The sequence below is a fragment of the Aneurinibacillus sp. REN35 genome (assembly GCF_041379945.2).
Taxonomy (GTDB): domain Bacteria; phylum Bacillota; class Bacilli; order Aneurinibacillales; family Aneurinibacillaceae; genus Aneurinibacillus.
Genome location: NZ_JBFTXJ020000002.1, coordinates 152,033 through 176,724, shown reverse-complemented (window position 1 = coordinate 176,724; position 24,692 = coordinate 152,033). Strand labels below are relative to the sequence as shown.

Below are 24,692 nucleotides of genomic sequence, written 5' to 3'. Positions count from 1 at the left end.
TATATCCTCCTTCATTTAATAAGATGGCAGGCTACACTATGTCCATTTTGACTTTTGAATACAGGAATTTCTTTTCTGCAGACATCTTCTACATATGGACAGCGAGTATGAAATTTACATCCCTGTGGTGGGTTGGAGGGGCTAGGAACCTCCCCTTTTAGAAAGATGCGTTCCTTTCTCATTTTTGGATGTTCTACCGGGATGGATGATAATAAAGCACGGGTATACGGATGCTGTGGATTTTTGAATAACTCATCCGCCGTAGCAAGCTCGACGATACTGCCTAAATACATTACACCTATGCGCTGGCTAATATGCTTGACTACTCCTAGATCGTGGGCAATAAATAAATATGACATCCCATAATCCTCTTGAAGTTCTTCTAATAGATTAATAATCTGTGACTGGATGGAAACATCAAGTGCAGAAACCGGTTCATCACATACAATTAGCTCTGGATGTAATGCGAGTGCTCTCGCAATACCAATACGCTGCCTCTGTCCACCGCTGAATTGATGAGGGTAACGATTTCCCTGTTGCGGATTTAAGCCGACTCTTTCTAGCAAGCCAATCGCTCTTTGCTCTTTCTCCCTTGCATCAAGTTCCAAGTGGATAGCAAACGGTTCCTTTAAAATATCAATGACTTTCTGCCTTGGATTTAATGAAGAAAACGGGTCTTGAAAGATCATTTGAACTTCTCTTTTAAATGCCTTCTTCTCTTTTGTATCCATAGCAGCTACATTTTTTTGTTTAAATCGCATTTCACCCTCTGTCATTTCCAATAACTGCATAATCATGCGACCTAATGTACTTTTTCCGCAGCCGCTTTCTCCTACCAATCCAAAGGTTTCTCCGGGGGCTATCTGCAAATCAATCCCATCAACAGCTTTCACACTTCCCACCTGCTTTTGCAGAAGACCCCGCTTAATTGGGTAATGTTTCTTTACGTTATTTAGTTCTAATAATGGAGCTGTCGTCATTTGTTCATTCCTCCACTATTCATTACTTTACTCTTATTTAAAACTTCATTCGTATTCCAGCACTTTACCCGGTGTCCTGCTTCAATTTCGATAAATGGCGGATCTTCTTCTAGACAATGAGGAGTGACGTATGAACACCTCGGATGGAACCTGCAGCCTTGTATAAGATGCCCCTGGGTAGGAACACTGCCCGGAATAGAGTATAATTTCGTCTTATCTCCCGTAACTTTAGGTATAGACTTTAACAACCCTTCCGTGTATGGATGCGCCGTTTTATCAAACAATTCCTCGATAGGTGCTTCTTCTACGATTTGTCCTGCATACATAACCAGCACTCTATCACATGTCTCCGCTACGACTCCCATATCGTGAGTAATGATAATGATTGATGTGTTGAAGTTCTCGCACAGCTTCTTTAACAACTCGAGAATTTGGGCTTGTACAGTCACATCTAAGGCAGTAGTCGGTTCATCTGCTATAATCAGCTGCGGATTACAGGCTAAGGCGATCGCAATCATGACACGCTGCCGCATTCCCCCTGACAACTGATGTGGGTATTCATGATACCTCTGCTCCGGATTAGAGATCCCTACTATTCGCAACAATTCAATAGACCTTTCCTTTGTCTCAGCAGTACTAATCTCCTCATGGAATTGAATCGCTTCATTAATTTGACTGCCAATGGTAAAGGCGGGATCGAGAGAACTCATGGGATCTTGAAAGATCATTGAAATCGCATTGCCGCGTATTGAACGAAGATAAGCTGGAGATTCTTTGAGTAAGTTCTTCCCTTGAAAGAAGATTTCTCCTTTCGTGTCCCTGGCTGGCGGGGATGGCAACAATCCCATAATCCCCAAGGAACTTACACTTTTTCCACAGCCGCTTTCTCCTACAAGACCTACTGTTTCCCCCTTGCCAACATAAAAATCAATACCGCTAACAACCTCAACAATACCGGACGGCGTATCAAATTGAATTGTTAATCCCCTTACATCTAATATTTTTTCATCCATATTTTGCGTCACCTCTTTACTTAGGCTGTAACATTTATATTTCCAGTATTACTTCATCCTAGGATCTAAATAATCTCGCAATCCATCACCCAAAAGATTGAGCCCCATGACAGTAATACCAATTGCTAGGCCGGGAAAAATGGTAATCCAGGGGGCTTCTATCATGTATTGCCTTCCGTCATAGAGGATATTGCCCCAACTTGGTTCTGGTTGCGGTACTCCCAATCCAATAAAACTTAAAGAAGCCTCTGCTAGAATCGCGTATGCAAAATAGGTCGTCATTTGGATCAATAATGGAGATAAGCAATTCGGCAAAATATGCTTGAATAGTATTCTAATATGTGATCCTCCTAAAACTTTAATAGCATCGACAAACTCCTTCTCCTTTATAGACAGAACCGTTCCACGAATGAGCCTTGCAAACAAGGGAGCATACACAATTGCCAGCGCAAGAATAATATTGCTTGTATTGTTTCCCAATGCAGCCATCAGAGCGATCGCAAACAAAATAGGAGGAAAGGACATTAATCCATCTACTATTCGCATCAATATATTATCAATGAGCCCTCCATAGTACCCTGCTACAAGTCCAACGACAATGCCAAGCAGTGCAGAAAAGGCTACTGCAGACGCTGAAATAACTATGGAGACCCTCGCTCCCATAAGCACCCGGCTGAAAATATCTCGGCCAAATTCATCCGTTCCAAACCAATGAGTCATTGTTGGGGAGGCGATTCGATTTCCATAATTGACATCTTGAACAGGGTCAAAAGGTGTAAGAAACGGAGCAAGAATGGCAATGAAAACAACTAGACTTACAACGATTAATCCATACATAGCCGCTTTTCGTTTCGAAAATACAACCCAAAAAGCCCTTATACTTTCACCAAACCTCCTTTTTTCTTTATTTTCAGTTTTTTGATGAGCTATTTCCATTTTTCTCACCCCTTATTGTAGTCAATTTTTGGATCAAAGTACGTATAGAGTAAATCAACAACAAGATTGATTAAAACGTAGATAAAGGCTACACAGAGGATAACCCCCTGTATCACGGGATAGTCTCTATTAAATACCGACTGAACAAGCAATTGCCCGATACCTGGAATACTAAAAATTATTTCAACAACTACTGTCCCCCCGAGCAGTAAACCGAAGTTAATACCCAAAATTGTAATGATAGGGATCGCTGAGTTTTTGAGTGCATGCTTAAGAACAACTACCTTTTCAGAGCCTCCCTTGGCTCGAATGGTACGAATATAATCCTGCTGCAATACCTCCAGCATGCTTGAGCGTGTCATGCGGGTTACAATGCCAGCTTGCAGGAAACCCAAAGCAAAAGCAGGCAATAAAAGGTGCTGCAGATGCTCCCATACATTTTTAGTCATATCTACATATCCGGTTGAAGGCAGCCACCCCAGTTGCAATGAAAATACCATAATGAGTAGTAACCCTGCCCAAAAATTAGGGATTGAGATTCCTATTAATGCAAAAACCATTGCTATATAGTCCCAGCGGGTGTTATATCGAATAGCAGAAATAATGCCTAATGGAATCGCAATAACAACTGAGATAAGCAATGCATAAAAGATTAGCATAAGGGTTGCAGGTAACCTCTCCCATATAAGCGTTGTTACTTGTTTTTCTGACACGATAGAATAACCTAAGTCACCTGATAGCATATGAAGAAACCAACTGGTAAACTGCTCTAGCAACGGTTTGTTTAATCCGAGTTTTTCCTGAAGCTCGGCAAGCTGTTGAGGGCTGGATTCTGCTCCTAACATAACTGCAGCAGGATCACCCGGTATGAAGTGAATCAGCAAAAAGACAATGACAGAGACAACGAACAGCACAGGAATAACAGACAGCAACCTTCTCGTTATATAAATCCCCATAAAATAAATTCTCCTTTCATATAAGTTTTATTCCTTACTTTTCGCTATACCTGAACCTTGCTTTCAAAAGCCTCCTTCGAACCAATTTCGAAATTCAGTCACTTGTAGTACGCAAGAAAATGCAATAAAAAAACCGAGCATAGAGCAATAGAAGTTGCAGAAATCTTTCTCGATTTCTGCAAACTCTTGCTTGAGCTCGGTTCTATTGAGTCCATGAGAAGAGGTCGTCTTCTCACTTCAAAAAAACCAATCATATTATTTTTTCATATAAATCTTAGACTATATTCTAGTGTGGTACTTTAACATAATCTGTTACAAGATTTACATCATTATATCTTCTCTATTATAAGTCTGTCAATTTAAAATATTAAAAATATAGGAATAGTTGATACTGTAAGAAGTTAATTGGAACAAAATCCGCACTCCCTTTGTCTCCATATGCGCATATCGTGTCACGACTCCACTTCCATGATCGATCTCTACCACATTGCCATACCCACCTTGAAAACCTGAACGTACAACGACACCTGCTCCGGCAGCCCATCTTCATTCAATTCTTCATACGTATTTCATCTCAAAATAATAGTGCAGACGAAACTCACATATCTCTTTTGTCCATTCAAATACTTGTTCCCTTTCTGCAGGAAGAAGTTCAAGCCGAATAAAAAACGCATCATCCTCCGTACAAGCAAATCCTTTTGAACTTCCGCTCCACTTAGCGACAGGTTGATTCTTCAGCAGTTTTATAATTTCCTTTTCATGATAGTCCCCTAGTACTTTCTGGGATGAACCTTCTTTTCCATCTCTCGTTTCAATACGATAGCGGTATGGCTCCGCTGTAAGGTAGTCATAGAAAAAGCGGGCGGCTTCTTTTAGCTGAATCGGCCGCTCCCATTCCTGTGCGCCACGCTGCAACATTGCCAGGAGTAATACCATTTTATAGCTTTTATTCATTACCGTCTTTTCTACTTCTACAAACCATTCTTTATATTTCAAAAAAAGTTGAGCTTCTTCGTCCGTCAGCTCATGAGCCCAATACAAAAATCCAAGGTAGGAGCCAAACTCCTGCCGATAGACCGCCCCATCGCCTCCACTCTGCAGATGCGCTTCCACATATGTGGGACGACGACCCATTTCCTGTTTTGCTAGTAAGAACGCTTCCAGCATGCGTTCCTTTCTCGGCTGCCGCTTGCGCGCTAACTCCTTCAACAGATCAATCACACGAAGGTCTACATTCACCTCACAGTTCGCAGGCGCAATTATACTTACCGCTTTCTTCTTTTTCTCATGTCGGTCCTTATCAAAAAGCTGAAGCTTCACGTCTGCATTTCGATAGTTCCCGATGAAATCAATAATTACACACTTTTCCTTACCCGGATGCAGGCGAAGTCCACGTCCTACCTGCTGGGTGAAGATGGCTAATGATTCTGTAGGACGCACAAATAGAAGCGTATCCAGCGACGGAATATCTACTCCTTCGTTAAATAAATCAACAGTCAAAATAATCTCCAATTCTCCCGCTTCTATTCTGCGAATTGCTTCTGCACGGCTTATATCCGTTGATCGTGAATGAAGACTAGCTGCTTTGACCCCATGCTGCACAAAATATTTCGCTAAGAAAGTAGCTTGCGCAATGGACGAACAAAATCCCAACGCCCGCGTTTGTCGGTGCTGCATGTACGATTTGAGAATACTCTCAGCCATACCTTCTCGAAGTTGGGCTGATAATAATTGTTCTTCGTCATACCGATTCCCCAACCAGCGGATAGCGCTGTAGTCTGTCTCATCATATACGCCATAATAATGGAACGGTGCCAGCCACCCGCGCTGGATCGCTTCAATAAAATGGATTTGATAAGCAACATTCCCATCGCATAGTGCAAATACATCTTTGCCGTCCAGACGATCCGGCGTCGCTGTGATCCCCAATAAAAACGAAGGCTGAAAATATTCAATCACACGCCGATAGGAAGCAGCAGCTGCATGATGAAATTCATCAACCACAATAAGATCAAAATCTTTTGGCTGAAACTTGGCTAAGTGCTGTTGGCGAGATAAGGTATAAATTGACGCGTAGACACACCCTGCACTTTCTTCTTTTATTTTTCCGTTATACATTCCATGCGTTCTCTGGGGCATAACACGCTTCCAAGATTTCATGGCCTGCAGCAGAATTTCTTCTCGATGCGCAATGAAAAGAATACGCTGAAAGCTTTGCGCGAAAAATCCTGCTAGATATGTTTTCCCAAGCCCTGTTGCCATGACAACCATCGCCTTGCGATAGCCCTCTTCCTGCCGATTATACAGCTCTTCTAGAGCCTTAACCTGCGCTTCTCTTGGCGCTAACGTCTGTCCTGTTATGTATGTTTCCGCTGTTTCAATTACTTTTCCGGGTTCTGGCGGCAGTTCCGGCGTAAACATGACATCCAACGCTTCCTTCTCTGTCCATGTACCAGCCAGATTCGGATATTTTCGATGATACTCCTGGTAGGCAGATTCATACTGAGTGGCAGTCTCTGGATTAATAGGAATCGTATGCTCATGGAAAAATAGCTTCATATATTCTTCAGACGCTTCTTCATATGCCGAATGCGATGCTTCCGAATGAACAAGTACATTCCATTCAACTCCATAGGTCAGCGCGGATCGAGATAAATTGGACGAACCAACAATGACAGCGGCTCTCCCGTCATTTTGCCCGAATAAATACGCTTTTGGATGAAAAGAAAGCCCGCCACTCTGCCACAATCGCGCCTCAACGCTACCGTTCAGATCAGCGAGAATAGCTAGCGCTTCCGGCTGTGTCACATACAAATAGTCACCTGTCAGAAGCTTAATTTCCGCACCGCGACGTTTGGCTTCTATTAGATGCGGACGCAGCAATTCAATACCCGACTTCATAGTGAATGACGTTAAAATATAAATAGAAGAAGCCTGCTGCATCTCCTGTATAATCTGCTGAATTACCTGAGAAGTAAGCAATCGAATTTCGTTCACTCTTTCACCTCAATCAATACGATGCCTTTCGCAAATCCTCCACGCTCTTTTGCTTTTTGAATGCGAAGTGTGTCAATATCCTGCAATGAGCTTCCATGTATATTCGCAAGAGCGCTAATTACCTCCAAGACATCCGCCAATTCCTCTTTTGCCTCTTCCTGTGTCTTTGCTTCCAGGTATTCTTTCACTTCTTCCTGCAGTTTGTTCTGCAGTGCAGCCTCATATTCTTCTTTTTCTACTTTTCGCGTTGTGCAGACTTTCCCGGCCTGCTCAATGATTTCCGGAATCAAATCGCGAACAAGCTTATGATAGCTAGGCATCATTTTCCTCCTTCTGATCCACAGGATACGGCACAAGGTTCGGAATCGCTTTTCTGATTCCGCCGCGCGGATCAGCCACATCGCCTTGATAGCGCGGAATCAAATGCAGATGCAGGTGCATCACAGTCTGCCCTCCATAATGCCCCACATTCACACCAATATTGTAGCCATCAGGCGCATACGTCTCATCCACAAGTGCTTTTCCTTCATGCAGTAAGCGATGCATAGCCAGGATTTCTTCTTCTGCTGCCTCAAAATACGTGGCGACATGCCGCTTTGGTACAATCAAGAGGTGTCCTTTTTGCACCGGGTAGAGATCATAGAATGCTTTTGCCAGCTCATTTTCCAGCACAATCTGTGAAGTCGGCATCCGACAGAATGGACATGTCATATCTCTTCCCCCTTTGCTTCAAACACGACCGTAACAAAGTCAATCCCTTTGTCCTTTAACGCTTCTTTATACACAGTAAGCTCTTCTTCCTCTTCAAAAAACAGAATATCATTTGGTTTCTCCGTCTTTTTTACACTTCCATCTTCACCAAATCCGGCAAAATATTCAACACCAAAATGGATGGCATATCGTTTCTGCATCGTCCGCTCTCCTTTCCATCATCACATGCTCAGCCACCATACTTGTCCACTAGCTTAGACAGCTCCCTTTTTATACCACCCAACAGCTCCGGCGGCTGCTCCACCGTTCCTTCATTACATAAGCCAATGAAGAACTTCGCAAAAAACGAAAGATCACTTTTTACAATGGTTCCCTCAAGCCAACCGGTTCCATCCGGCCGAGTATGAAGCATCGGTGCCGACCAGGGCTCTGCTTCACACACTTCTACACCCTCTTTCGTCAATTCCACAAAAAGAGACAGACTCTCCTCCCCGCTTTTCACTTCCCTATTTTCAAGGTGAATATGCTGCAGGTCCATCGGCTTTGTTGTCGACCGAGCGACCGAATGAATACGATCACAGCGGAACACACGAATGTCATCGTTCTGATAGCAATAGGCCGGACAGTACCACAGACCGTTTCTTGTATAGATTCCGATGGGCTGTATCTCCCGCTGGGACCGCTTTTTTCGGGATTCATAGTCTATGAGCAGAACGTTTTGCTGGATGGCGGCATCAAGCAAGGCGGATACATAGGGTGAACTGGCCTGCCTGGTAGGCGTTACAAAATCAACACGATTCCTCATTTGATTAATCCGGTTCCGGATGTCCGGTGGCATATGGTGATAAAATTTGCTTACGACCGAAGAGGATTCCGCTTCAAAAGGAAGAGATGAATAGTGGCGGAGAGCATGGATGGCAAAAAATATCGCGACGGCTTCTTCCTCTGAGAACGCAATCGGCGGCAGAATCCGTTCCTTCAACACACGATATCCGCCATGCGGTCCTACTTCAGAATATAAGGGGACCCCTATTTCACTTAACTCCTGTAAATCCCGCAGGATCGTTCGCTGCGAGACACCAAACTCCTGAGAAAGCTCCTTCACAGTAAACGTCCGTTTTTGATTGACGGTCATTAATAATTCCATGAGTCGTTTTGATTTGGACATGGCAGGACTCCATTTTTTTGATTATGACAGTTTCTGTCACTATTATCTGTTATCGTTAAGGCGAAGTCCAGTTGAATATGATTTGAAACGAAAAGGAGGACATGACATGCTTACTTCCGAGGGCAGTCCCTTACCAACGAGACATGATTTCACATCAGGCAATCTTACGCTTTCCTATCTTGATTTTGGTGGAGAGAGTGACAAGCTGCTGCTTATGCTGCATGGACATATGAATGATGCCAGAACATTTTTTGAAATAGCTGCTAGATTTACGGATTGGCGCGTGATTTGTTTGGATCAACGCGGCCACGGTTGGAGCGATCACTCTCCGGAAAGGGACTATACAAGAGAAAGCTACCTAGAGGATATGTACAACTTAATTCATACGGAGCTTAGCGGACAGCCTGTAACGATCCTGGGCCATTCCTTGGGTGGTGTAAATGCGTATCAGTTTGCCGCGCGCTATCCCACTCTTGTCAATGCCGTCATTGTGGAGGATGTCGGTGTAGAGATTAACGCTGACCTCTCCTTTACAGAAGACCTCCCCGATCGTTCTGCATCCTTAGAGGAACTAAGAGCGTCGCTTGCGCGTGTAGGGGTTAGAGCCATTGATTATTTTGCGGAAAGTGTGTTTGAAGATGAGAGGGGCTGGGGCTTTCGTTCTGATGTGAAGGGAATGAAATTTTCTCAACAAAATGTAAATGGCGTTTGGTGGGAAGACTGGCTGTCCTCTTCGTGTCCGATTTTGCTGATTCACGGTAAGAAAAGCTTCCTATTGGACGCCAATCAAGCTGAACAAATGGTGTCACGAAGGCTGAACACCAGGCTTGCGGTATTCGAGAAGTGCGGTCACGGTGTCCATATCGATGACCCGGATGGTTTTTATCTAGTCGTAAAGAGTTTTCTTGATGAGCTGCAGTAAAAGCATTCACCCTGGACAAAAAAGTGGAGAAGGGCAAACAATCCGCTCTTCTCCACAATCACGATCTTACCCCATGCGCAGGCTTTGTAATGCACGACTCCAGGAGAGAACTTGATCGAGCATTTCATTCGCATTTTTTGCATGATGCGCTGCTGGATTGAATCTCTTCATGTTTTCAAAGTCGGTGATGACAGAAAATGTGACCGCTGTACGGACATCGGCCACTTGCAGCTCACCTAAAATAAGCCGCAGATTTTCTATGGCCCGCGCACCGCCCAGCCCGCCGTATCCTACAAAACCGGCGGCCTTGTTGTTGACTTCTGCATTCAAGTAATCGAGTGCGTTTTTAAGGACACCTGTTGTTGCGTGATTGTATTCAGGTGTGACAAAAATATATCCGTCAAAGGCGGCCATTTTTTCTGACCAGGCTTTCACACTTGCCGCCGCCCTCTGCTGCATAACAGCAGGGACCACCTCTCCAAAGAACGGAAGAGGATACGCCGCAAGATCTACCAGTTCATACCGTACGTGATCGTTGCGATTTACAGCAAAATTATACATCCACCGGGCAACCGCTTCCCCGTTGCGCCCCTGACGTGTACTCCCAAGCACAATAGCGATATTCAACATGGGAATGCCTCCTTTTGTTTTTCCTTTGACTTACATCGATGTGCTTTTTTTATTCACCTGTTCTTTTCTATTCAAGCTGCCAAACTGAAAATAGTAGAAAAGCAGAATCGCTATATGCAAGGCGGCAAGAACAAGAAAGATATTGCTGTAAATCGCACCACTTGAATAAAAATTGACCGGATTCCAATGGGTCGTGGATCCGATATCTACGACTCTGCCATATACCCCGGTAGCCATTCCACCCGCAATGAAATTCAGCATGGATAGCATTCCCATGCCCACACCCGCCTGTTCCTTCGGCAGTGTCATCGAGACGGAATTGGACATTACAATCATCATAAACGATTGCCCGACATTACCAAAGATCAGAAACAAAGCGATGAATACAGCATGTGAACCACTGAAAGTGGAAAGCAAAATAAAGCATGTCGATAACAAGCCAGATGCTACAAAGAAAAGAAATGCGTTGCCTCTCGAGTCTGCGAGCTTCCCTCCTTTTCTTCCCAGAATGGCAGAAGCAGCAGCGGCAGGGACCATGGCAAAACCGATCCAGTTGGCTGGCAGCTTATGAACATCGGCCAATAACAAGGGACTCAGAAAATATAATGAAAAACCAATGCCGCTAACGAGAAACGCAATCACCAGGCTGAGTGTGTAGCGTTTGTTTGTGAAAAGCTTGGGCGGAACGAACGGCTCAGGGGTCGAACGTATTCGCAGGATAAACAAGACTAAAGCAGCCAATCCGCCCAGAAACCAGGCCGTTCCCATGGTTATACCCAGCAGCAGCAGCGTAACGCAAGCGGCAAGCAAACCACCCCCTAACCAGTCGAGTTTTGTAACGCTTCCCTTTTCATCCCCTAAATATTTACGATAAAAAGGCAGTGTACATACAATAAAGAGCGGGATGCAGAACAGCCAGCGCCAATGGCCAACACTTACAACGAGTGCCGAGATGACAGGCCCAAGCGCACTGCCAAGAGCAAGCCCGACAAATATTGTTCCCATTGCTTCCCCTCTTCGTTCAGGCGGGAAATAGCGCAGCGGAATCAGCATCGCTGCAGCTGGAATGACAGCGGCCCCTGCTGCCTGCAGACATCTTCCTGCTACTATCACCGGGAACGTTTGGGCGGTAAGGCCGAGAAGCGATCCCCCTACAAAAACGATTAATCCGAATGTCAGCAAATTCTTTAGCGCAAAACGATCCGCCAGCTTTCCATATATGACTGTACCGATTCCATAAATCAGAGCATACGAGGAAGAGATCCAGCTTACCTGAGCGTTTGTCAGATGAAACTCCGCACTGATTTGGGGAAGAACAAAGTTAAATACGAGTACACTCATAGCGGAAATGGTAAGCGTAAACATGAGAACGCCCATCAATTTCTCGCCCGCTTGCCTTCTTCCTTTCTTTTTCATATTCTGCAGCCTCCTAGAATAAAACCTCATCATAGAAAGTCAGTGCTAACTGTCATTGACTATAAAAAGAACACTAGGGTGTCAGTGCCCTAGTAAAAAGCGCTGCCGTTTGTTCGATAAAGCCTTCCATATGAACAGAAGTGAAGATCGGATCTTTATTGATCCTGCCTAACGCTGCGCCAAAATTCATATATAAAAAGGCAACCGCCATTTTCTCAGAATCGATGGGAATGATTCGTCCCTTTTTACCCATATCATCAAAGTATTTGGTTAAGTATTCTTTTAGCTGTTCAGGATGCTTATGTGTAGTTTCACGAAAGCCGGGAAGGTTATCTCCTTCCTTCATCGCGATTTGGAGCATTTTTCGGTTTTGGTACATGATTCGATGATAGTTCTGACAAATCATCAGCAAATCAGCATGAAGGTCCCATGTGATGTGCTGATCGAAGAGGGTCTTCATCTCCTCCGCATAATGATAGCGGTGAAAGGCGGCCTCCAGCAGCTTTTGCTTGCTTTGAAAATGGCGAAACAGGGTTTTTTCACTAAAGCCGGCTGTTTTGGCTATTTCTTCTGTCGTTACGCCATTGTATCCTCGTTTTGCCATTAGCTCGATGGCAGCCAGCATTATTTTTTCGGATGTATCCTGTTTTTTATGTACATGCATAGTAACAACCTCTATTTCTACAATGAATGTCAGTGATGACTGTCATAAACATATTCCATTATTTTCTTGATGCCAAGATTTATTTTACATCTTTTTACACAAAAAATCTTTTCGTAAATAGGAAATGATACGTCGAACCTCCTCTATCAGAAGAGGAAGTCTGCCATGCATGCATTCACTTACGCCCCAATGAAAATCGATGGTAAAAGGCTCTACACCGATCAATACGCCTTTCTTTTGGTGTTCAACCTGGTGCAGAAGATCAATAAAGTGTAAATGATGTAAAGACAGACCCGGCTTATTGGGTACCATCTCAGATAAGGGGAGCATCGAAACTTCTCCGGGTTGTTTCCCCGTCACCACAGCATCAATGACAATGATATATTCTCTGTTCTCGACCACATCCAGGCAATAATCCAGATCTGTTTCCCCAACAGCGTACTCTATCTGCGAATCCATAGGTGACTTCAGCATCAGCGCTTCCACCAGTTCGACACCGAGTCCATCATCCATCATTAACCGATTACCTAATCCAAGGACGAGTATGGGCTTCATCCAAATACCTGGATGGTGACAGGATCTTGACCGGGGGCATAGACATGGGTAGCGCATGACATGCAGGGATCGAATGAACGGAGGATTCTTCCCAGTTCCACCGGTTGGCTTACATCTTCAATCGTTGTTCCTATGAGCGCCTGTTCAGCTGTTCCGTTTATGCCTTTTGCATCCTGCGGTGAGAAATCCCACGTGGACGGCGTAATGATTTGATAATAGGAAAGAAGCTGATCCTCTATTTTTAACCAGTGTCCTAATGCGCCGCGCGTCGTATCAACCAGCCCTGCTCCCATCGCATGCTGCGGCAGCTCCCATTCCTTTTGAATGGAAATGCCGGGATGAATGCGGCTGAGCAGTATATGCAGCACATCAGCTACTTTTTTCAGCTCCAGCACTCTAGCAACGGTCCGATCCATAGTTGAAATGCCCCGCCGGTATTCGCCGCTGAGCCACAAACGAGCCAGTGGACCAACTTCAAAGGGAGCGCCGCGATAACGCGGAGCCTTGACCCAAGTATAGGCACGCGGCTTCTCCATATCCGGCTCAGGCATCTCTTCAAACGGAGTATACTCATTCTTTCCTTGGTACCAGGCATAGTCGATTTGTTCTGTAATGTTTTCCGCTTGTAACGGAAGGGTGATTCCGTTTTGGTATACCAGTGGATCTACATACAGCGTGCCGATCTCCTGGTATCGGTCAAAGACCCCGAAGCTGAGCAAATTTCCGGGTCCCTTGCCCATATGATAGTAATCATCATAGTAACGAGCGATTGCATACACATCCGGAATGGCCTTCGTTTCGATAAAACGCGCTAATTCACTAAGAATGGACTGCATCTGAACGATTTGGTCAACCGTTGGCGGTGTTGCCACGCCGCCAATGAATACTCCATGATTGTGAGGCGCCTTTCCTCCCATAACGGCTAGCATTTGATGCGCCAGGCGGCTCATCTGCAGAGCTTCAAAATAATGGGCCGTGAGCTCCTCATTGATCTGTCTGGGCAGACGAAAGTCTATATATTCCGTTTGGTAGATACGGCTAACCTCGGGCAGCTTTGCATAGTCAGGAAGCGTATATTGATAGAAATGCCTGAGATGATTTTGTAAAAACTCACAGCCATGAATGATATCGCGCAGATAACGGCCTTCTTCGCTTACCGTCACCTGCATCGCCTGCTCCAAAGCCAGAGAGGAACCCACAGAGTGTGCGGTCGAGCAAATCCCGCAAATTCTCTGCGTTAAGTAAATGGCATCGAACGGATTTCTTCCCACCATCATCTGTTCGAATCCACGAAACAAATTCCCTTTCGTTTTTGCGCTCACGACCACATGATTCTCGACGAGGACATCTATTTCCAAAAATCCGCTGATCCTTGTTAACGGATTAATAACAATTCTTTTTTTCATCCTCTACTCCCTTGTAATGTCATAGGAAACAAACGGGCTCATCTGATCCGGAAACCCGAACTGGGAACAGCCAATACAGGTACTCACGCCGATCGGCCAATTCACATGGCCGTTCCACTGCCTTGTCGGACAATCGATCCTTGTGACAGGTCCACGGCAACCGAGCTTGAATAAACATGTGGATTCTTCCAATGTCTTAGCAAATATACCTTTTTGAAAGAAATGAAGACGCGGACAACGTTCATGAATTGTTGTCCCGTAAAACATAAGCGGCCGGTCCATCGCATCGAGCGGCGGCTCCCCATACATCACCACATGAGCAAGCGTGCCTAGGAACCAGTCAGGGTGACAGGGACAGCCTGGCAGCTTAATCATGGGTCTTTGCACAACATCCGGTACGCCCACGCATTGGGCGGGGTTCGGCTTCGCAGCAGAAGGGCCGCCGTCCACAGCACAAGCACCTACTACGATGATATGAGCCGCCTTTTCCCCCAGCATCTGCGCTGCCTTTAGCGCTGTCAGCGGCTCACCCTGCCAGCTTCCAATAATGTTGTACAGGCCATTATTTTTGAGCGCGACAGCCCCTTCGACCGCTAAGATAAATTCTCCTTCTGTCTCCGTCATTAATTGTTTGATGGCCTCTTCCCCTTCGGCAGCCATTAAACTGTTGCTGTATACCAGATCCACCATCTCTGTGATTGCATATTCAAAATCGGGGGCGAAGCCGTCCAATAAAGAAATGATGTTACCAGAGCACCCGGTCAGCTCCAGCCATACGAGCTTTTTCCTTCGCAGCGTCCCTTCCCGAATGCGCTCTCTTACTTGTTGGGTCAAGCGCTGTGCAACCGCGTCTGCTTGGATCGATTCCGGGGGCAAAATGTATTCCTGATTCATCCAACCAGCCTCCCCACCGGCTTTAATGTGCGTAAAATCCACTGCTGCCCTGCATGGCAGGAGGCAAACTCTTTCGTCAGGTCCTTCCCCGCAGATAAACCAAAATGGGAGGCGGCGGACCACGCTTTATTATTGGTCACATCATATACGATGCCGTTAACGGCCACATACGCAGGCTGACCGTTTCTGCCGTTATATGCTGCCAGCTGACTCCTGCTTATGGAAGGTACGTTCTCGACGGATGGGGACGGAGTAGATGAATTCGTCGTTGTCACCTGCTGTGTCAGCTGCGGTAACGTGGGGGTGATGGGGAGGGAAGGAGATGGCTGATCCAGTAAGGCAACAAGAAAGTGCAGCAGCGAAATTTTGTTCCACAGCTGATTGAGTGTTAAATTTTTTGTATGATAATCCGTTGTCGAGTACAGTAGACGAATGAGGTACTGAATTTCATCAAAAGCCACCTGAATCTGCCTTTGAATGATTTCTTTATTGTTCATACTCTGCTTCTCCTTCGCTGACAAACTTTATGGGCCATTCTATTCGCTAAGGGAAGAAGAGGTGTATTTTACGATAGTGCCGAGAACGCCCCTTATTTTCAATGAGGGGCGTTCAGCGCAGGAATCTCGCGACTTCAGTCGTGAGTAGTTCAATTGAATACATGAATGGTAAACCCAGGCTCGGTCTTCCTCTCATTCTGCATCCGATGCTGCAGTGCTTCTAATGATTGTCGGAGTTCTTCCGCTTTTTGCAGCGTTATGGCAAAAGCGGTGTCCCACTCATTCATGCCCCTGTGCTCGGCGTGCTGTCTCCATTGATCGGTCGAACGCTCTACATATGCCGCCAATTGCTGCAGCTGTGCAACGGCTATGTGAATGTCCGATACGGACGCCCTTGTCTGACACATAAAAATACCTCCTTGTATGCATTAACAAATCCTTGGAAGCGGCGCACCTGACATCCTCTCTATTCTCCTCGTTCCACCATAGGAAGTGTTCAGCCAAACACAACCTTCACCGCTCTTTACTGTACCAATGATAGCTGCAAGAGATTGCTGGAACTGTTCTTTCAGCCAGTCAACTACCGCCTCCGCTTCTTCCTCGCCAACGATTATGATTACCTTTCCTTCATTAGCCAGATAAAGCGGATCAAGCCCTAAGATTTCCGTGACTCCACGAACATGTGATTGAATCGGAAGCCATTCTTCCTGCAGCATCATATCGACAGACGCTTTCCTCGCGATCTCCTGCAGGGCGGCAGCCACGCCACCCCGGGTAGGGTCACGCATGAACCGTATGGTTTGAAACCTCTCCAGCAAAGACTGCGTCATATGATTAAGCAGCATACAATCACTATAAATAGGAATCGCATGCTCCAGTTCTGCCCGGACACTCAGCACAGCAGCAGCGTGTTCTGCGATTCCTCCATTAATCAAAATACGATCACCCTGCCGTATTTTTGCATACCCCAGTCGATGTGGATATGGATTGATCCCTATTCCCGTCGTATTAATGTACAGACCATCTCCCTTTCCTTTTTCTACAACCTTCGTATCGCCTGCTACTAATCTTACTCCCGCCTGCTGGGCAGTATGCGCCATGGAATACACAATTTTCTCCAGCACTGCCACTGACAGGCCTTCCTCTAAAATGAAGCCGGCCGAAAAAAACTGGGGAATCGCTCCACTGACAGCCAAATCGTTTACCGTACCCGCTATTGCCAGCTTTCCGATATCCCCACCCGGAAATTCCAGGGGCGAAATGACGAAACTGTCCGTGCTCATCATGATAGCTCCCGATGCTAGAGTAAGGGCGGCTGCATCGTTTTCCTCATGCAAAATATCATCCTGAAATGCGGCTTGAAAAATATTGTTTATGAGCTCATGGGTGAGCTTTCCCCCATCTCCGTGGGATAATAAAATTTCCATTACGGCTCCCCTCTCTCATACAAATAATGCGCCGAGCAGGCCCCTTCTGATGAAACCATACAGGGACCCAGTGGTGTCTCCGGCGTACAGGCACGGGCAAAAAGCGGACAATGCATCGGGCTTGCCTTTCCCGTAATCACCTCGCCACAGCGGCAGCCCCGCGCTCTGTGGCTCCTCGATGCCTCCAGCGAAAAACGAAGCCTGGCATTATATTTGATATAGGCTTCCGATAGGTCCAGTCCGCTTTCAGGAAGCGAGCCAAATCCTCTCCATACAACTTCCTTTGTTTTAAACACTTCCGCAACCACCTGCTGCGCTCGAATATTTCCCTCTTCTTTTACCATGCGCGGATAATGATTAACGACCTGTCTATACGGCTTCCGCATTTCCTGGATCAGTCCGTACACCGAAGCGAGCAGATCAAGAGGTTCAAATCCCCCAATGACCGCCGGCTGGTTATATTTTTCTAAAAAGCGCCATCCCTTTCTTCCAATCACTACTGAGACATGACCCGGCAGGAGAAACCCATCAATCTGGTGTCCGCCTTCAACCAGAGCTTGAAGTGCGGGGGGAGTGCATTTATGAGCGGAATATACGGAGAAGTTGTTTACATTCTCTCTACGTGCAGTCTGAATCGCCAGGGCGGCGCCCGGAGCGGTCGTTTCAAAACCAACCCCCAGAAGTACAACCTCCTTATGTGGGTGCCGCTTCGCCAGCTCTACTGCGTGAGCGGCACCATGTACCACCCTGACATCTGCCCCTCTTGCCCTCTCGTGGTACAGGGTCGTGCCGGTTCCCGGAACCTTCATCATATCTCCATAAGTTGCGATCATGACCTCTTTTTGCCTGGACAGAGAAATCATTTGATCTATATCTGTCTGATCCGTGACACACACAGGGCATCCCGGGCCGCTCATTAACTCCACATAAGGCGAAAGAAGCTGACGAACCCCTGTTTTCGAAAAGGATACCGTATGGGTGCCGCATACCTCCATTACCCGAAGCTTCCGACCCAACGATTCCTGCATCTCTTCGAGCACGGGAGCCATTTTTTCAAAAAGAGCGGCAAATAGCTTTTCATCCCGGTATGTCTGTACGTTCATTCGTCTGCAATCCATCCTTTCCAAAGCTGTATGGTCTCCCGCGCCCGTTCCTCATCGATAACTTGAATCGCTTCTCCGGCGTGGACGAGAACGTATTGGCCGGGGGTTACCTGCTCAAGAAGGGCCACGCCGACAACCATCTGCGTTCCGAAGTATTCTACTTTGGCGCGAAGCAGCGCATCATACACTTCTAGAACTTTGGCCGGTACCGATAGACACATGCTGATGCCACCTCCATAAAGCAGATACAGCCTGCCCCAACGCAATGCCGCCATCTCCTGCCGGAATCCGCTGCGGCGTATATACGGTAAACCCTTCCTTTGTAAGCAGTCGCCTGGCATATGAAAGAAGGTAGCGATTGTTCCATACACCTCCGCCGAAAACGACGGTGGAGCAGCCGGTTTCTTCTCGGGCCAGCCGCGCTCCTTCATACAGCATGCGGGCTATTGTATGGTGAAATGTACGGGCAATCGTTCGAACTGGAACCGATTGCTGCACATCCCAGATCAGTTCCTGTATCAAAGGGCGAAGCAGAAACTGACCCGCTTTCAGCTGAACAGAATACCGCGCTTCATGCAGAGTGCTCTGACCCGGTTGATCCGCTTCCTCTCCCAATAAAATGGCCGCTTCACCCTCATAAGAACTCTCCAGACATACGTTCAGTATCGCGGATACTCCGTCAAATAATCGGCCTGCGCTTGTCGTGCGGGGAACAGGAATTTTTCCTTGTAATTGAGCCAATACAAGGGGGATGCTCTCTTTAAAAGCAGGAAAACAGGCTTCGGCCCAGCGTCGTGTGCATTCTGCGTCTTGAGTATAGTGATAATGAAGAGAAACGGCCTGCATCCACGGCCTCCGAATGGCCGCTTCGCCCCCCGGCAGCGGGATCGCTTCTAAAGAGCAGACACGAGAAAAATCGATATAGTCTCCCGTTAAAATTTCGAATCCCCAGAGAGTTCCATCCCTTCCGTATCCCGTACCATCCAAGATACATCCGATAACAGGGATATCCAATCCATGCTCAGCCATACAGGCAGCCATGTGTGCATGATGATGATATACTGGAATCAAGACAGCCTCAGGCTTTACCGTCCGTATTTCTTTGGATATACGAAATCCTGGATGAGGATCATACGCAACAATGTCAGGGTCCATGCGCAAAAGTCGGGTCATATGGTGCACCTCTTCTTTCCATACAGCCACCTGCTCCTCGTTCTCAATCTCACCAAAATGCTGGCTGAGAACCGCTTGCTGCCGAAGCAAGCAAACGGTGTTCTTCTGCTCCGCTCCGATCGCTAAAATGGACACCTCCCCGGTACTATCCGGGGGTTTTGGTATGTCGATGGATTGCGGCACATATCCCCGGGAGCGGCGAATAAGCTGTATCTCTTCATCCACCACCTGGCATACTGAATCTTCTACGCGCGCTTGAATATCTCGCGGGTGATAGACAAAAAGATCAGCAATATCGTGCAGTTGTACAGCGGCCTGTTCATTTGTTTTTACGATCGGATGCCCGTGCAGATTTGCACTCGTGGCAACAAGAAAAGGGAGAGCGTCGGAAAGCAGCAGGGCATGAAGCGGGGTATACGGAAGCATGACTCCCATGCGGGTGTATCCACATGCAAGGTGCGCAGTTGAAACGTACGTCTCCAAAAGCGAAGTCGGCTGCAAGAGAACGATGGGGGCTTTTTCGCCCACAAGCAGGCGTTGTTCTTCAGGGCTTACATGAAAACATTGGCTTACGATTGAGATATCCGCTGCTAGCAGTGCAAAGGGCTTGCGGACTCTTCGCTTGCGCAGACGAAGCTTTTCGATTGCCTGCGGCTGCGCGGCATCACACAGAAGATGAAAGCCCCCTAACCCTTTAACAGCGACAATGTCTCCACGCAGCAGAGAGTCCTGCACGACGGTACGCCACTCTCCACGGACGAGAACGTGATCACGATCTCTGAGCTCCACAAGCGGCCCGCAAGCGGGACAGCCGAGGGTTTGAGCGTGGAACCGACGGTTTGCCGGATTGTTGTATTCTGCTTCACAGGAGGCACAAAGCGGAAAAGGCTGCATCGCAGTATACGCCCGATCATAGGGCAGGTCGCAAATGATAGAAAAGCGCGGACCACAATCTGTGCAGCTGGTAAATGGATAACGAAACAAGCGATGGGCAGGGTTCTGAATTTCTAGCAAGCATGATTTGCAAACAGATAAATCCGGAGGAAAAGTGCAGGCGGCGGCTCCGTTATTTTCACTTGCACGAATGGTAAACTGTTCATAGCCGATAGGAATAAGCGAGGTGGTGCTGATTGTATGAATTTTTGCTGGTTCTTTTGTTTCATGCAGCAGCGCCTCTGTAAATGCCTGAAGCTGTGCTCCCGTTCCCTCTACCTCGATCGCTACCCTATCCATCTCGTTGCACACATACCCTTTCAGCTCAAAGCCTGCCGCCAAGCGGTACACAAACGGACGAAATCCAACTCCTTGTACCACACCGCTTACTTCGATTCTCCTTCGCTCTCTCTTTTGAACTCCGCCTGCTGATGCTGCAGCCAGCGAATCCATGAATCGATTCCCTCCCCACTCAGTGCACATATTTCAAATATGCGGACATCCGGATTCATTTCCTGTACTGCCTGATAAACATGTTCGAGGTCAAAGTTCACATACGGCAGCAAATCCATTTTGTTAAGGATGACCGCATCCGAGCATTGAAATACAGCTGGATATTTATGTACTTTATCTGTGCCTTCCGCTGTACTTAATATCGTAACGCGAAGATGTTCCCCTAGATCAAAATCTGCAGGGCAAACTAAATTTCCCACGTTCTCAATGATGAGCAGATCAAGCTCATACAAATCAAAGGCGGGCAATACGGAGGCAATCATGCCGGCATGTAAATGACAGGCCCCATGCGTGTTAATTTGAACTGTCTCCACGCCGGATGAAGAAATTCGTTCAGCATCGAGCGTAGTGGCTACGTCTCCTTCAATTACAGCCATCCTTAGTTTTCCTTTTAGACTCTCAACCGTTCTTTCCAGAAGGGTTGTCTTTCCGGCGCCCGGTGAACTCATCATGTTGATCGTTAGAACCGATCCCTGCTGAAACAGCATCCGATTCTCATCTGCTTGTATCCGGTTTCCTTGCAGCACATCCTTATGCAGCATTACTCTCTTCATCTGCTATGATTCTCCTTCAATATACTCAATATAAAAATCGTCTCCTCCCCTCTTCTCCATATCGAGAATGGCTTCATCCAAAAAAGCCGACTCTTTTTTAATAAAATCAAAGGCAAACTGGAAAGAAGCAGCATGGATCATACGTTGCGTACCTATGACCAACTTCACTTTAGTAACCTTTCTCAGCTCATGTTCTTGAACCACTTCGGTAAGAAGGGATATGAGATCTGCAGCTACACTAAATTCATGCATAGTTGATTATATTCATCACCAAACGAGTTATTCAGAAAACAAGGGAAAGTGCGGACGTTCCCAGGCGATGGTTTTCCTATCGTTTACCGGGGTACATATACGGGTATAGGAATAAAAATTCTTTTGCCAAGGAGAAAATCGTATGCACAAAAAGGTAGCCAGCAGCCTGATCGGAATGATGAGCCTTTATGGATGGATGAATGCGGACCCTGTTTTTGCTGAGAACCCCTCTCCCCCCTATTCGTCTTATGCGCATGACCAAGCAGCACGCTCTTTCGGTCCGCCTGCATGGCAGCAATACAGAATGAATCCGACCAATAACGCTGTTTTCGCAAATCAAAACGAAGACGCCATCAAGCAGAAGTATCTTACAAACAACGAAGTCCGGGGAAATCCTGTCATTGTTGAGGACACGCTCTATATCGGAAATCACGGAACAGGAGATGTTTTCTCTTTTGCGATCAAAAATGGACAGCGTAATTGGAAAAGCAGCGTCCCCAATTGGATACACGGAGATACGATCTATGCTGAGGGGAGGCTGTATATTGGGTATGGCAATCGCAATTTTACAGACTTACAGGAACAGAAAATCAGAGGAACAAAGGAGAGCGGCGTTGTTTCCCTGGACGCGAAAACAGGGAAGACCATCTGGCAATACAAAACAAAAGGAGAGGTTATGCCTACGCCGGTTTACGATAAAGGAAGCGTCTATATCGCGACTGGGGACAATAAGCTGTACTCGCTTGATGCTGCCACAGGCAGTATGCAGTGGAGCCTGGATTTGCCCGGATGGGTAAGCATGTCTTCTCCTGTGCTCAAAGACGGAATGCTGTACGTAGGTTCCTTGGATACGCTTGTTGCCGTGGATGTAGAGGAGCGGAAAATAAAATGGGCGAAAGAGCAGTTGGGAACCGTGACCGATGTACCTCCCGCCATTTCTGAAAACAATGTGGTCGTGATTACAGGAACGAAAAAAGTCAATGATCCACTCAACCCCTCCTTTCTTCTAACGGAGGAGGAGCGGAAACAATACGGAACGGCAGCAGCTAATTATCACTTTATCTATGCGTTTGACGCTTCTACAGGCACCCTGCTGTGGAAAGACCTATTGGGAACAGGCCCCAATCAATCCAGGCCCTTTCCCCTCACGAATACATCAGGCGCGCCTGCGATCGCAGGAGACTACGCTTTCGTCGGAAGCCCGTATACCAAGTCTTTCTTCGCCTATCATCTCCCTTCCGGCAAAAAAGTATGGGAATACAAAACCGAGGCAGGCATCAAGGGAGCACCTGCCATCAAGGATGGACTGGTATATGCTGGCGATACAAAAGGAACGTTATACATCTTACGAGCAAAGGACGGCAGCCTGGTGAACAAGCATAAAATAGGGGGCGCTTTATCGCCCGGAGGACCGGTGATCATGAATAACACCCTGTTTATAGGCAGCCAGGACGGCTATGTATATGCCAAGCCCATTGCGGAATTGCTGCCATAAACATCCCTCTATACACAGGATGAATTTGTGGTAATGACTGCATGTGGGCCTACACTCCATACTATTTACAAAGGAAGTGAGAAAGAATGAGCACAGCAAACATCCTCCCTGACACGAATCAAAGGGTAGAACAGAATACGGCCGCCCATATCAATAAAAAAATAGCGGAAACGACGGAAAGAAATGTTGCTCAGTATGCGGATGCAGATATCTCTGCCCGGATCAATGCACTGGATCGGGAATGGGATATCGAAAGAACACTGGAGGCCAATGCTGCTACCCTGATCGTAGCCAGCACAGCTCTTGGTTTTTTCGTAAACAAAAAGTGGTTTGCTCTTACGGGAGTGGTCGGAGGCTTCCTGCTGCAGCACGCGCTGCAGGGCTGGTGTCCTCCTGTTCCCGTTTTTAGACGATTGGGAATCCGCACCACAAGTGAGATTCATACAGAGAAAATGGCCCTTAAGCAGCTGCGCGGAGATTTTCAACCTACCACCAATCCGAACGCAGCCGTTATGCAGGCTAGAAAAGAATAGGAAATACGCTTTCCATGCTCTAGGATATAGCGGCAATTCGTGTCATACTATATACAGCCCGTTCACCATAAAGCATTCTTTATTCATTTATCTCATTACATTTCAATCAAGGAGGGGCATGGGTATGAAGATAGAGGAACAAGTCGTAGTCGTTACAGGTGCCAGCCGCGGATTAGGCGCTGCCATCGCTCGAGCATTCGGCGCACAAAACGCTCGGGTCATTGTGAACTACTACCAGAACAAAGAAAAAGCAATGGAGGTCGCAGCGTCGATCGGAGAGCATGCCATCGCTATCCAGGCTGATATTCGGGATCAAGAGGCGACACAGCGTATGTTCAAGCAAGCAAAGGAACACTTTGGACAACCGGTTACAACCATTATAAATAACGCCTTGGTACATTTTCGCTTCGATCCTATCGCTCAAAAAAACGCCGACAGCATTACGTGGGAGGACTATCATACTCAGCTAGAAGGCAGCATTAAAGGCGCGCTGAACACGCTGCAGGCTGCTCTTCCGGATATGAAAGAGCAGCAATTCGGCCGCATTATCAGCATCGGCACGAACCTGTTTCAAAATCCCGTGGTTGCTTACCATGAATATACGACAGGCAAAGCCGCCCTGCTTGGCTTTACCCGGAACATGGCGCGTGAGTTGGGTGCCTACGGCATTACCGTAAACATGGTATCCGGCGGATTGCTGCAGACAACGGATGCGAGCGCGGCAACAACAGAGGACGTATTTGAGATTATTAAAGCAACGACGCCCATGCAGCGGGTGACGACACCGCAAGAAGCGGCGGATGCCGTTCTATTTTTTGCTTCTCCATGGGGGCGAGCTGTGACCGGTCAGAATCTTGTGGTCGATGGCGGACTTGTCATGGACTAATCCAGTTTGGTACCAGGAGCACTTTCACTCACCGCTCCTGGTACCTATCTTCCTTTCTTTTAGCAAGCAGGCCTATTT

The 24,692-nt window shown here is 46.8% G+C and carries 27 protein-coding genes and 1 pseudogene; 4 read left to right on the top strand and 24 right to left on the bottom strand.

Going from position 1 to position 24,692, the window contains the following annotated elements:
• Positions 1 to 11 precede the first annotated feature (11 nt).
• The 10 genes and pseudogenes from AB3351_RS04085 to AB3351_RS04040 all read right to left on the bottom strand — a co-directional run bounded on the left by AB3351_RS04085 (position 12) and on the right by AB3351_RS04040 (position 8,761).
• Entirely contained in the window at positions 12 to 980 is a 969-nt protein-coding gene (locus tag AB3351_RS04085) for an ABC transporter ATP-binding protein (RefSeq protein WP_371145853.1), read from the bottom strand.
• Positions 977 to 1,993, bottom strand: coding sequence for an ABC transporter ATP-binding protein (locus tag AB3351_RS04080; RefSeq protein ID WP_371145852.1), 1,017 nt, complete (start codon positions 1,991 to 1,993; stop codon positions 977 to 979). Before AB3351_RS04080 ends, AB3351_RS04085 begins: the two co-directional genes overlap by 4 nt.
• 48 nt (positions 1,994 to 2,041) lie before the next feature.
• On the bottom strand, positions 2,042 to 2,929 hold the full coding sequence (locus AB3351_RS04075; protein ID WP_371145851.1) for an ABC transporter permease: 888 nt from the start codon (positions 2,927 to 2,929) through the stop codon (positions 2,042 to 2,044).
• A 5-nt stretch (positions 2,930 to 2,934) separates the two neighbouring features.
• Positions 2,935 to 3,885: a nickel ABC transporter permease gene (gene nikB / locus AB3351_RS04070; protein ID WP_371145850.1), complete on the bottom strand. Its 951-nt coding sequence runs from the start codon at positions 3,883 to 3,885 to the stop codon at positions 2,935 to 2,937.
• Between the two features lie 354 nt (positions 3,886 to 4,239).
• Positions 4,240 to 4,413: pseudogene (locus AB3351_RS04065) on the bottom strand (M23 family metallopeptidase); the annotation flags it as partial.
• A gap of 30 nt (positions 4,414 to 4,443) precedes the next feature.
• Entirely contained in the window at positions 4,444 to 6,882 is a 2,439-nt protein-coding gene (locus tag AB3351_RS04060) for a DEAD/DEAH box helicase family protein (RefSeq protein ID WP_371145849.1), read from the bottom strand.
• Positions 6,879 to 7,202, bottom strand: a complete 324-nt coding sequence (locus AB3351_RS04055) for a phosphoribosyl-ATP pyrophosphohydrolase (RefSeq protein ID WP_371145848.1) — start codon at positions 7,200 to 7,202, stop codon at positions 6,879 to 6,881. The genes AB3351_RS04060 and AB3351_RS04055 overlap by 4 nt, the downstream gene beginning before the upstream one ends.
• Complete coding sequence (locus tag AB3351_RS04050) at positions 7,195 to 7,593, bottom strand: HIT family protein (protein WP_371145847.1); 399 nt, start codon at positions 7,591 to 7,593, stop codon at positions 7,195 to 7,197. The genes AB3351_RS04055 and AB3351_RS04050 overlap by 8 nt, the downstream gene beginning before the upstream one ends.
• Positions 7,590 to 7,793 carry a hypothetical protein gene (locus AB3351_RS04045; RefSeq protein ID WP_371145846.1) on the bottom strand — a complete coding sequence of 68 codons (204 nt, stop codon included), beginning with the start codon at positions 7,791 to 7,793 and terminating at the stop codon, positions 7,590 to 7,592. The genes AB3351_RS04050 and AB3351_RS04045 overlap by 4 nt, the downstream gene beginning before the upstream one ends.
• 29 nt (positions 7,794 to 7,822) lie before the next feature.
• The gene (locus tag AB3351_RS04040) at positions 7,823 to 8,761 is read right to left on the bottom strand and encodes a helix-turn-helix transcriptional regulator (RefSeq protein ID WP_371145845.1); all 939 of its coding nucleotides are present in this window, start codon (positions 8,759 to 8,761) and stop codon (positions 7,823 to 7,825) included.
• Between the two features lie 106 nt (positions 8,762 to 8,867).
• Between AB3351_RS04040 and AB3351_RS04035 the strand changes: the two genes are divergently transcribed.
• Positions 8,868 to 9,683, top strand: a complete 816-nt coding sequence (locus AB3351_RS04035; RefSeq protein ID WP_371145844.1) for an alpha/beta fold hydrolase — start codon at positions 8,868 to 8,870, stop codon at positions 9,681 to 9,683.
• 66 nt (positions 9,684 to 9,749) lie between these two features.
• Here AB3351_RS04035 and AB3351_RS04030 read toward each other — a convergent pair whose 3' ends face one another.
• The 14 genes from AB3351_RS04030 to AB3351_RS03965 form a co-directional block, all read right to left on the bottom strand.
• The gene (locus tag AB3351_RS04030) at positions 9,750 to 10,313 is read right to left on the bottom strand and encodes an NADPH-dependent FMN reductase (RefSeq protein ID WP_371145843.1); all 564 of its coding nucleotides are present in this window, start codon (positions 10,311 to 10,313) and stop codon (positions 9,750 to 9,752) included.
• A gap of 30 nt (positions 10,314 to 10,343) precedes the next feature.
• Positions 10,344 to 11,729 carry an MFS transporter gene (locus tag AB3351_RS04025; RefSeq protein WP_371145842.1) on the bottom strand — a complete coding sequence of 462 codons (1,386 nt, stop codon included), beginning with the start codon at positions 11,727 to 11,729 and terminating at the stop codon, positions 10,344 to 10,346.
• Positions 11,730 to 11,802: 73 nt separating this feature from the next.
• A complete protein-coding gene (locus tag AB3351_RS04020; protein WP_371145841.1) occupies positions 11,803 to 12,393 on the bottom strand; it encodes a TetR/AcrR family transcriptional regulator in 591 nt (196 codons plus the stop codon).
• 84 nt (positions 12,394 to 12,477) lie between these two features.
• Complete coding sequence (locus AB3351_RS04015) at positions 12,478 to 12,948, bottom strand: hydrogenase maturation protease (RefSeq protein WP_371145840.1); 471 nt, start codon at positions 12,946 to 12,948, stop codon at positions 12,478 to 12,480.
• The gene (locus AB3351_RS04010; RefSeq protein ID WP_371145839.1) at positions 12,945 to 14,354 is read right to left on the bottom strand and encodes a nickel-dependent hydrogenase large subunit; all 1,410 of its coding nucleotides are present in this window, start codon (positions 14,352 to 14,354) and stop codon (positions 12,945 to 12,947) included. Before AB3351_RS04010 ends, AB3351_RS04015 begins: the two co-directional genes overlap by 4 nt.
• Positions 14,355 to 14,357: 3 nt before the next feature.
• Positions 14,358 to 15,248 (bottom strand): hydrogenase small subunit, encoded by an 891-nt coding sequence (locus AB3351_RS04005; RefSeq protein ID WP_371145838.1) that lies wholly within the window; start codon positions 15,246 to 15,248, stop codon positions 14,358 to 14,360.
• Entirely contained in the window at positions 15,245 to 15,745 is a 501-nt protein-coding gene (locus AB3351_RS04000) for a cytochrome b5 domain-containing protein (protein WP_371145837.1), read from the bottom strand. Before AB3351_RS04000 ends, AB3351_RS04005 begins: the two co-directional genes overlap by 4 nt.
• Positions 15,746 to 15,894: 149 nt before the next feature.
• Positions 15,895 to 16,152, bottom strand: coding sequence for a hypothetical protein (locus AB3351_RS03995; RefSeq protein ID WP_371145836.1), 258 nt, complete (start codon positions 16,150 to 16,152; stop codon positions 15,895 to 15,897).
• A 21-nt stretch (positions 16,153 to 16,173) separates the two neighbouring features.
• Positions 16,174 to 17,172, bottom strand: coding sequence for a hydrogenase expression/formation protein HypE (gene hypE / locus AB3351_RS03990; RefSeq protein WP_371145835.1), 999 nt, complete (start codon positions 17,170 to 17,172; stop codon positions 16,174 to 16,176).
• Complete coding sequence (gene hypD, locus AB3351_RS03985) at positions 17,172 to 18,275, bottom strand: hydrogenase formation protein HypD (RefSeq protein WP_371145834.1); 1,104 nt, start codon at positions 18,273 to 18,275, stop codon at positions 17,172 to 17,174. Before hypD ends, hypE begins: the two co-directional genes overlap by 1 nt.
• Positions 18,272 to 18,496, bottom strand: a complete 225-nt coding sequence (locus AB3351_RS03980; RefSeq protein ID WP_371145833.1) for a HypC/HybG/HupF family hydrogenase formation chaperone — start codon at positions 18,494 to 18,496, stop codon at positions 18,272 to 18,274. Before AB3351_RS03980 ends, hypD begins: the two co-directional genes overlap by 4 nt.
• Entirely contained in the window at positions 18,456 to 20,834 is a 2,379-nt protein-coding gene (gene hypF / locus AB3351_RS03975; RefSeq protein WP_371145832.1) for a carbamoyltransferase HypF, read from the bottom strand. The genes AB3351_RS03980 and hypF overlap by 41 nt, the downstream gene beginning before the upstream one ends.
• Complete coding sequence (hypB, locus tag AB3351_RS03970) at positions 20,768 to 21,448, bottom strand: hydrogenase nickel incorporation protein HypB (RefSeq protein ID WP_371145831.1); 681 nt, start codon at positions 21,446 to 21,448, stop codon at positions 20,768 to 20,770. Before hypB ends, hypF begins: the two co-directional genes overlap by 67 nt.
• Positions 21,449 to 21,451: 3 nt before the next feature.
• Positions 21,452 to 21,700, bottom strand: a complete 249-nt coding sequence (locus AB3351_RS03965; RefSeq protein WP_371145830.1) for a hydrogenase/urease maturation nickel metallochaperone HypA — start codon at positions 21,698 to 21,700, stop codon at positions 21,452 to 21,454.
• Positions 21,701 to 21,842: 142 nt separating this feature from the next.
• Here AB3351_RS03965 and AB3351_RS03960 point away from each other — a divergent pair, with 142 nt between their 5' ends.
• From AB3351_RS03960 to AB3351_RS03950, 3 genes are all read left to right on the top strand, one after another.
• A complete protein-coding gene (locus AB3351_RS03960) occupies positions 21,843 to 23,195 on the top strand; it encodes an outer membrane protein assembly factor BamB family protein (RefSeq protein ID WP_371145829.1) in 1,353 nt (450 codons plus the stop codon).
• A gap of 86 nt (positions 23,196 to 23,281) precedes the next feature.
• Positions 23,282 to 23,728 carry a YgaP family membrane protein gene (locus AB3351_RS03955; protein ID WP_371145828.1) on the top strand — a complete coding sequence of 149 codons (447 nt, stop codon included), beginning with the start codon at positions 23,282 to 23,284 and terminating at the stop codon, positions 23,726 to 23,728.
• A gap of 124 nt (positions 23,729 to 23,852) precedes the next feature.
• Positions 23,853 to 24,614: a 3-oxoacyl-ACP reductase gene (locus AB3351_RS03950; RefSeq protein ID WP_371145827.1), complete on the top strand. Its 762-nt coding sequence runs from the start codon at positions 23,853 to 23,855 to the stop codon at positions 24,612 to 24,614.
• Positions 24,615 to 24,692: the final 78 nt, after the last annotated feature.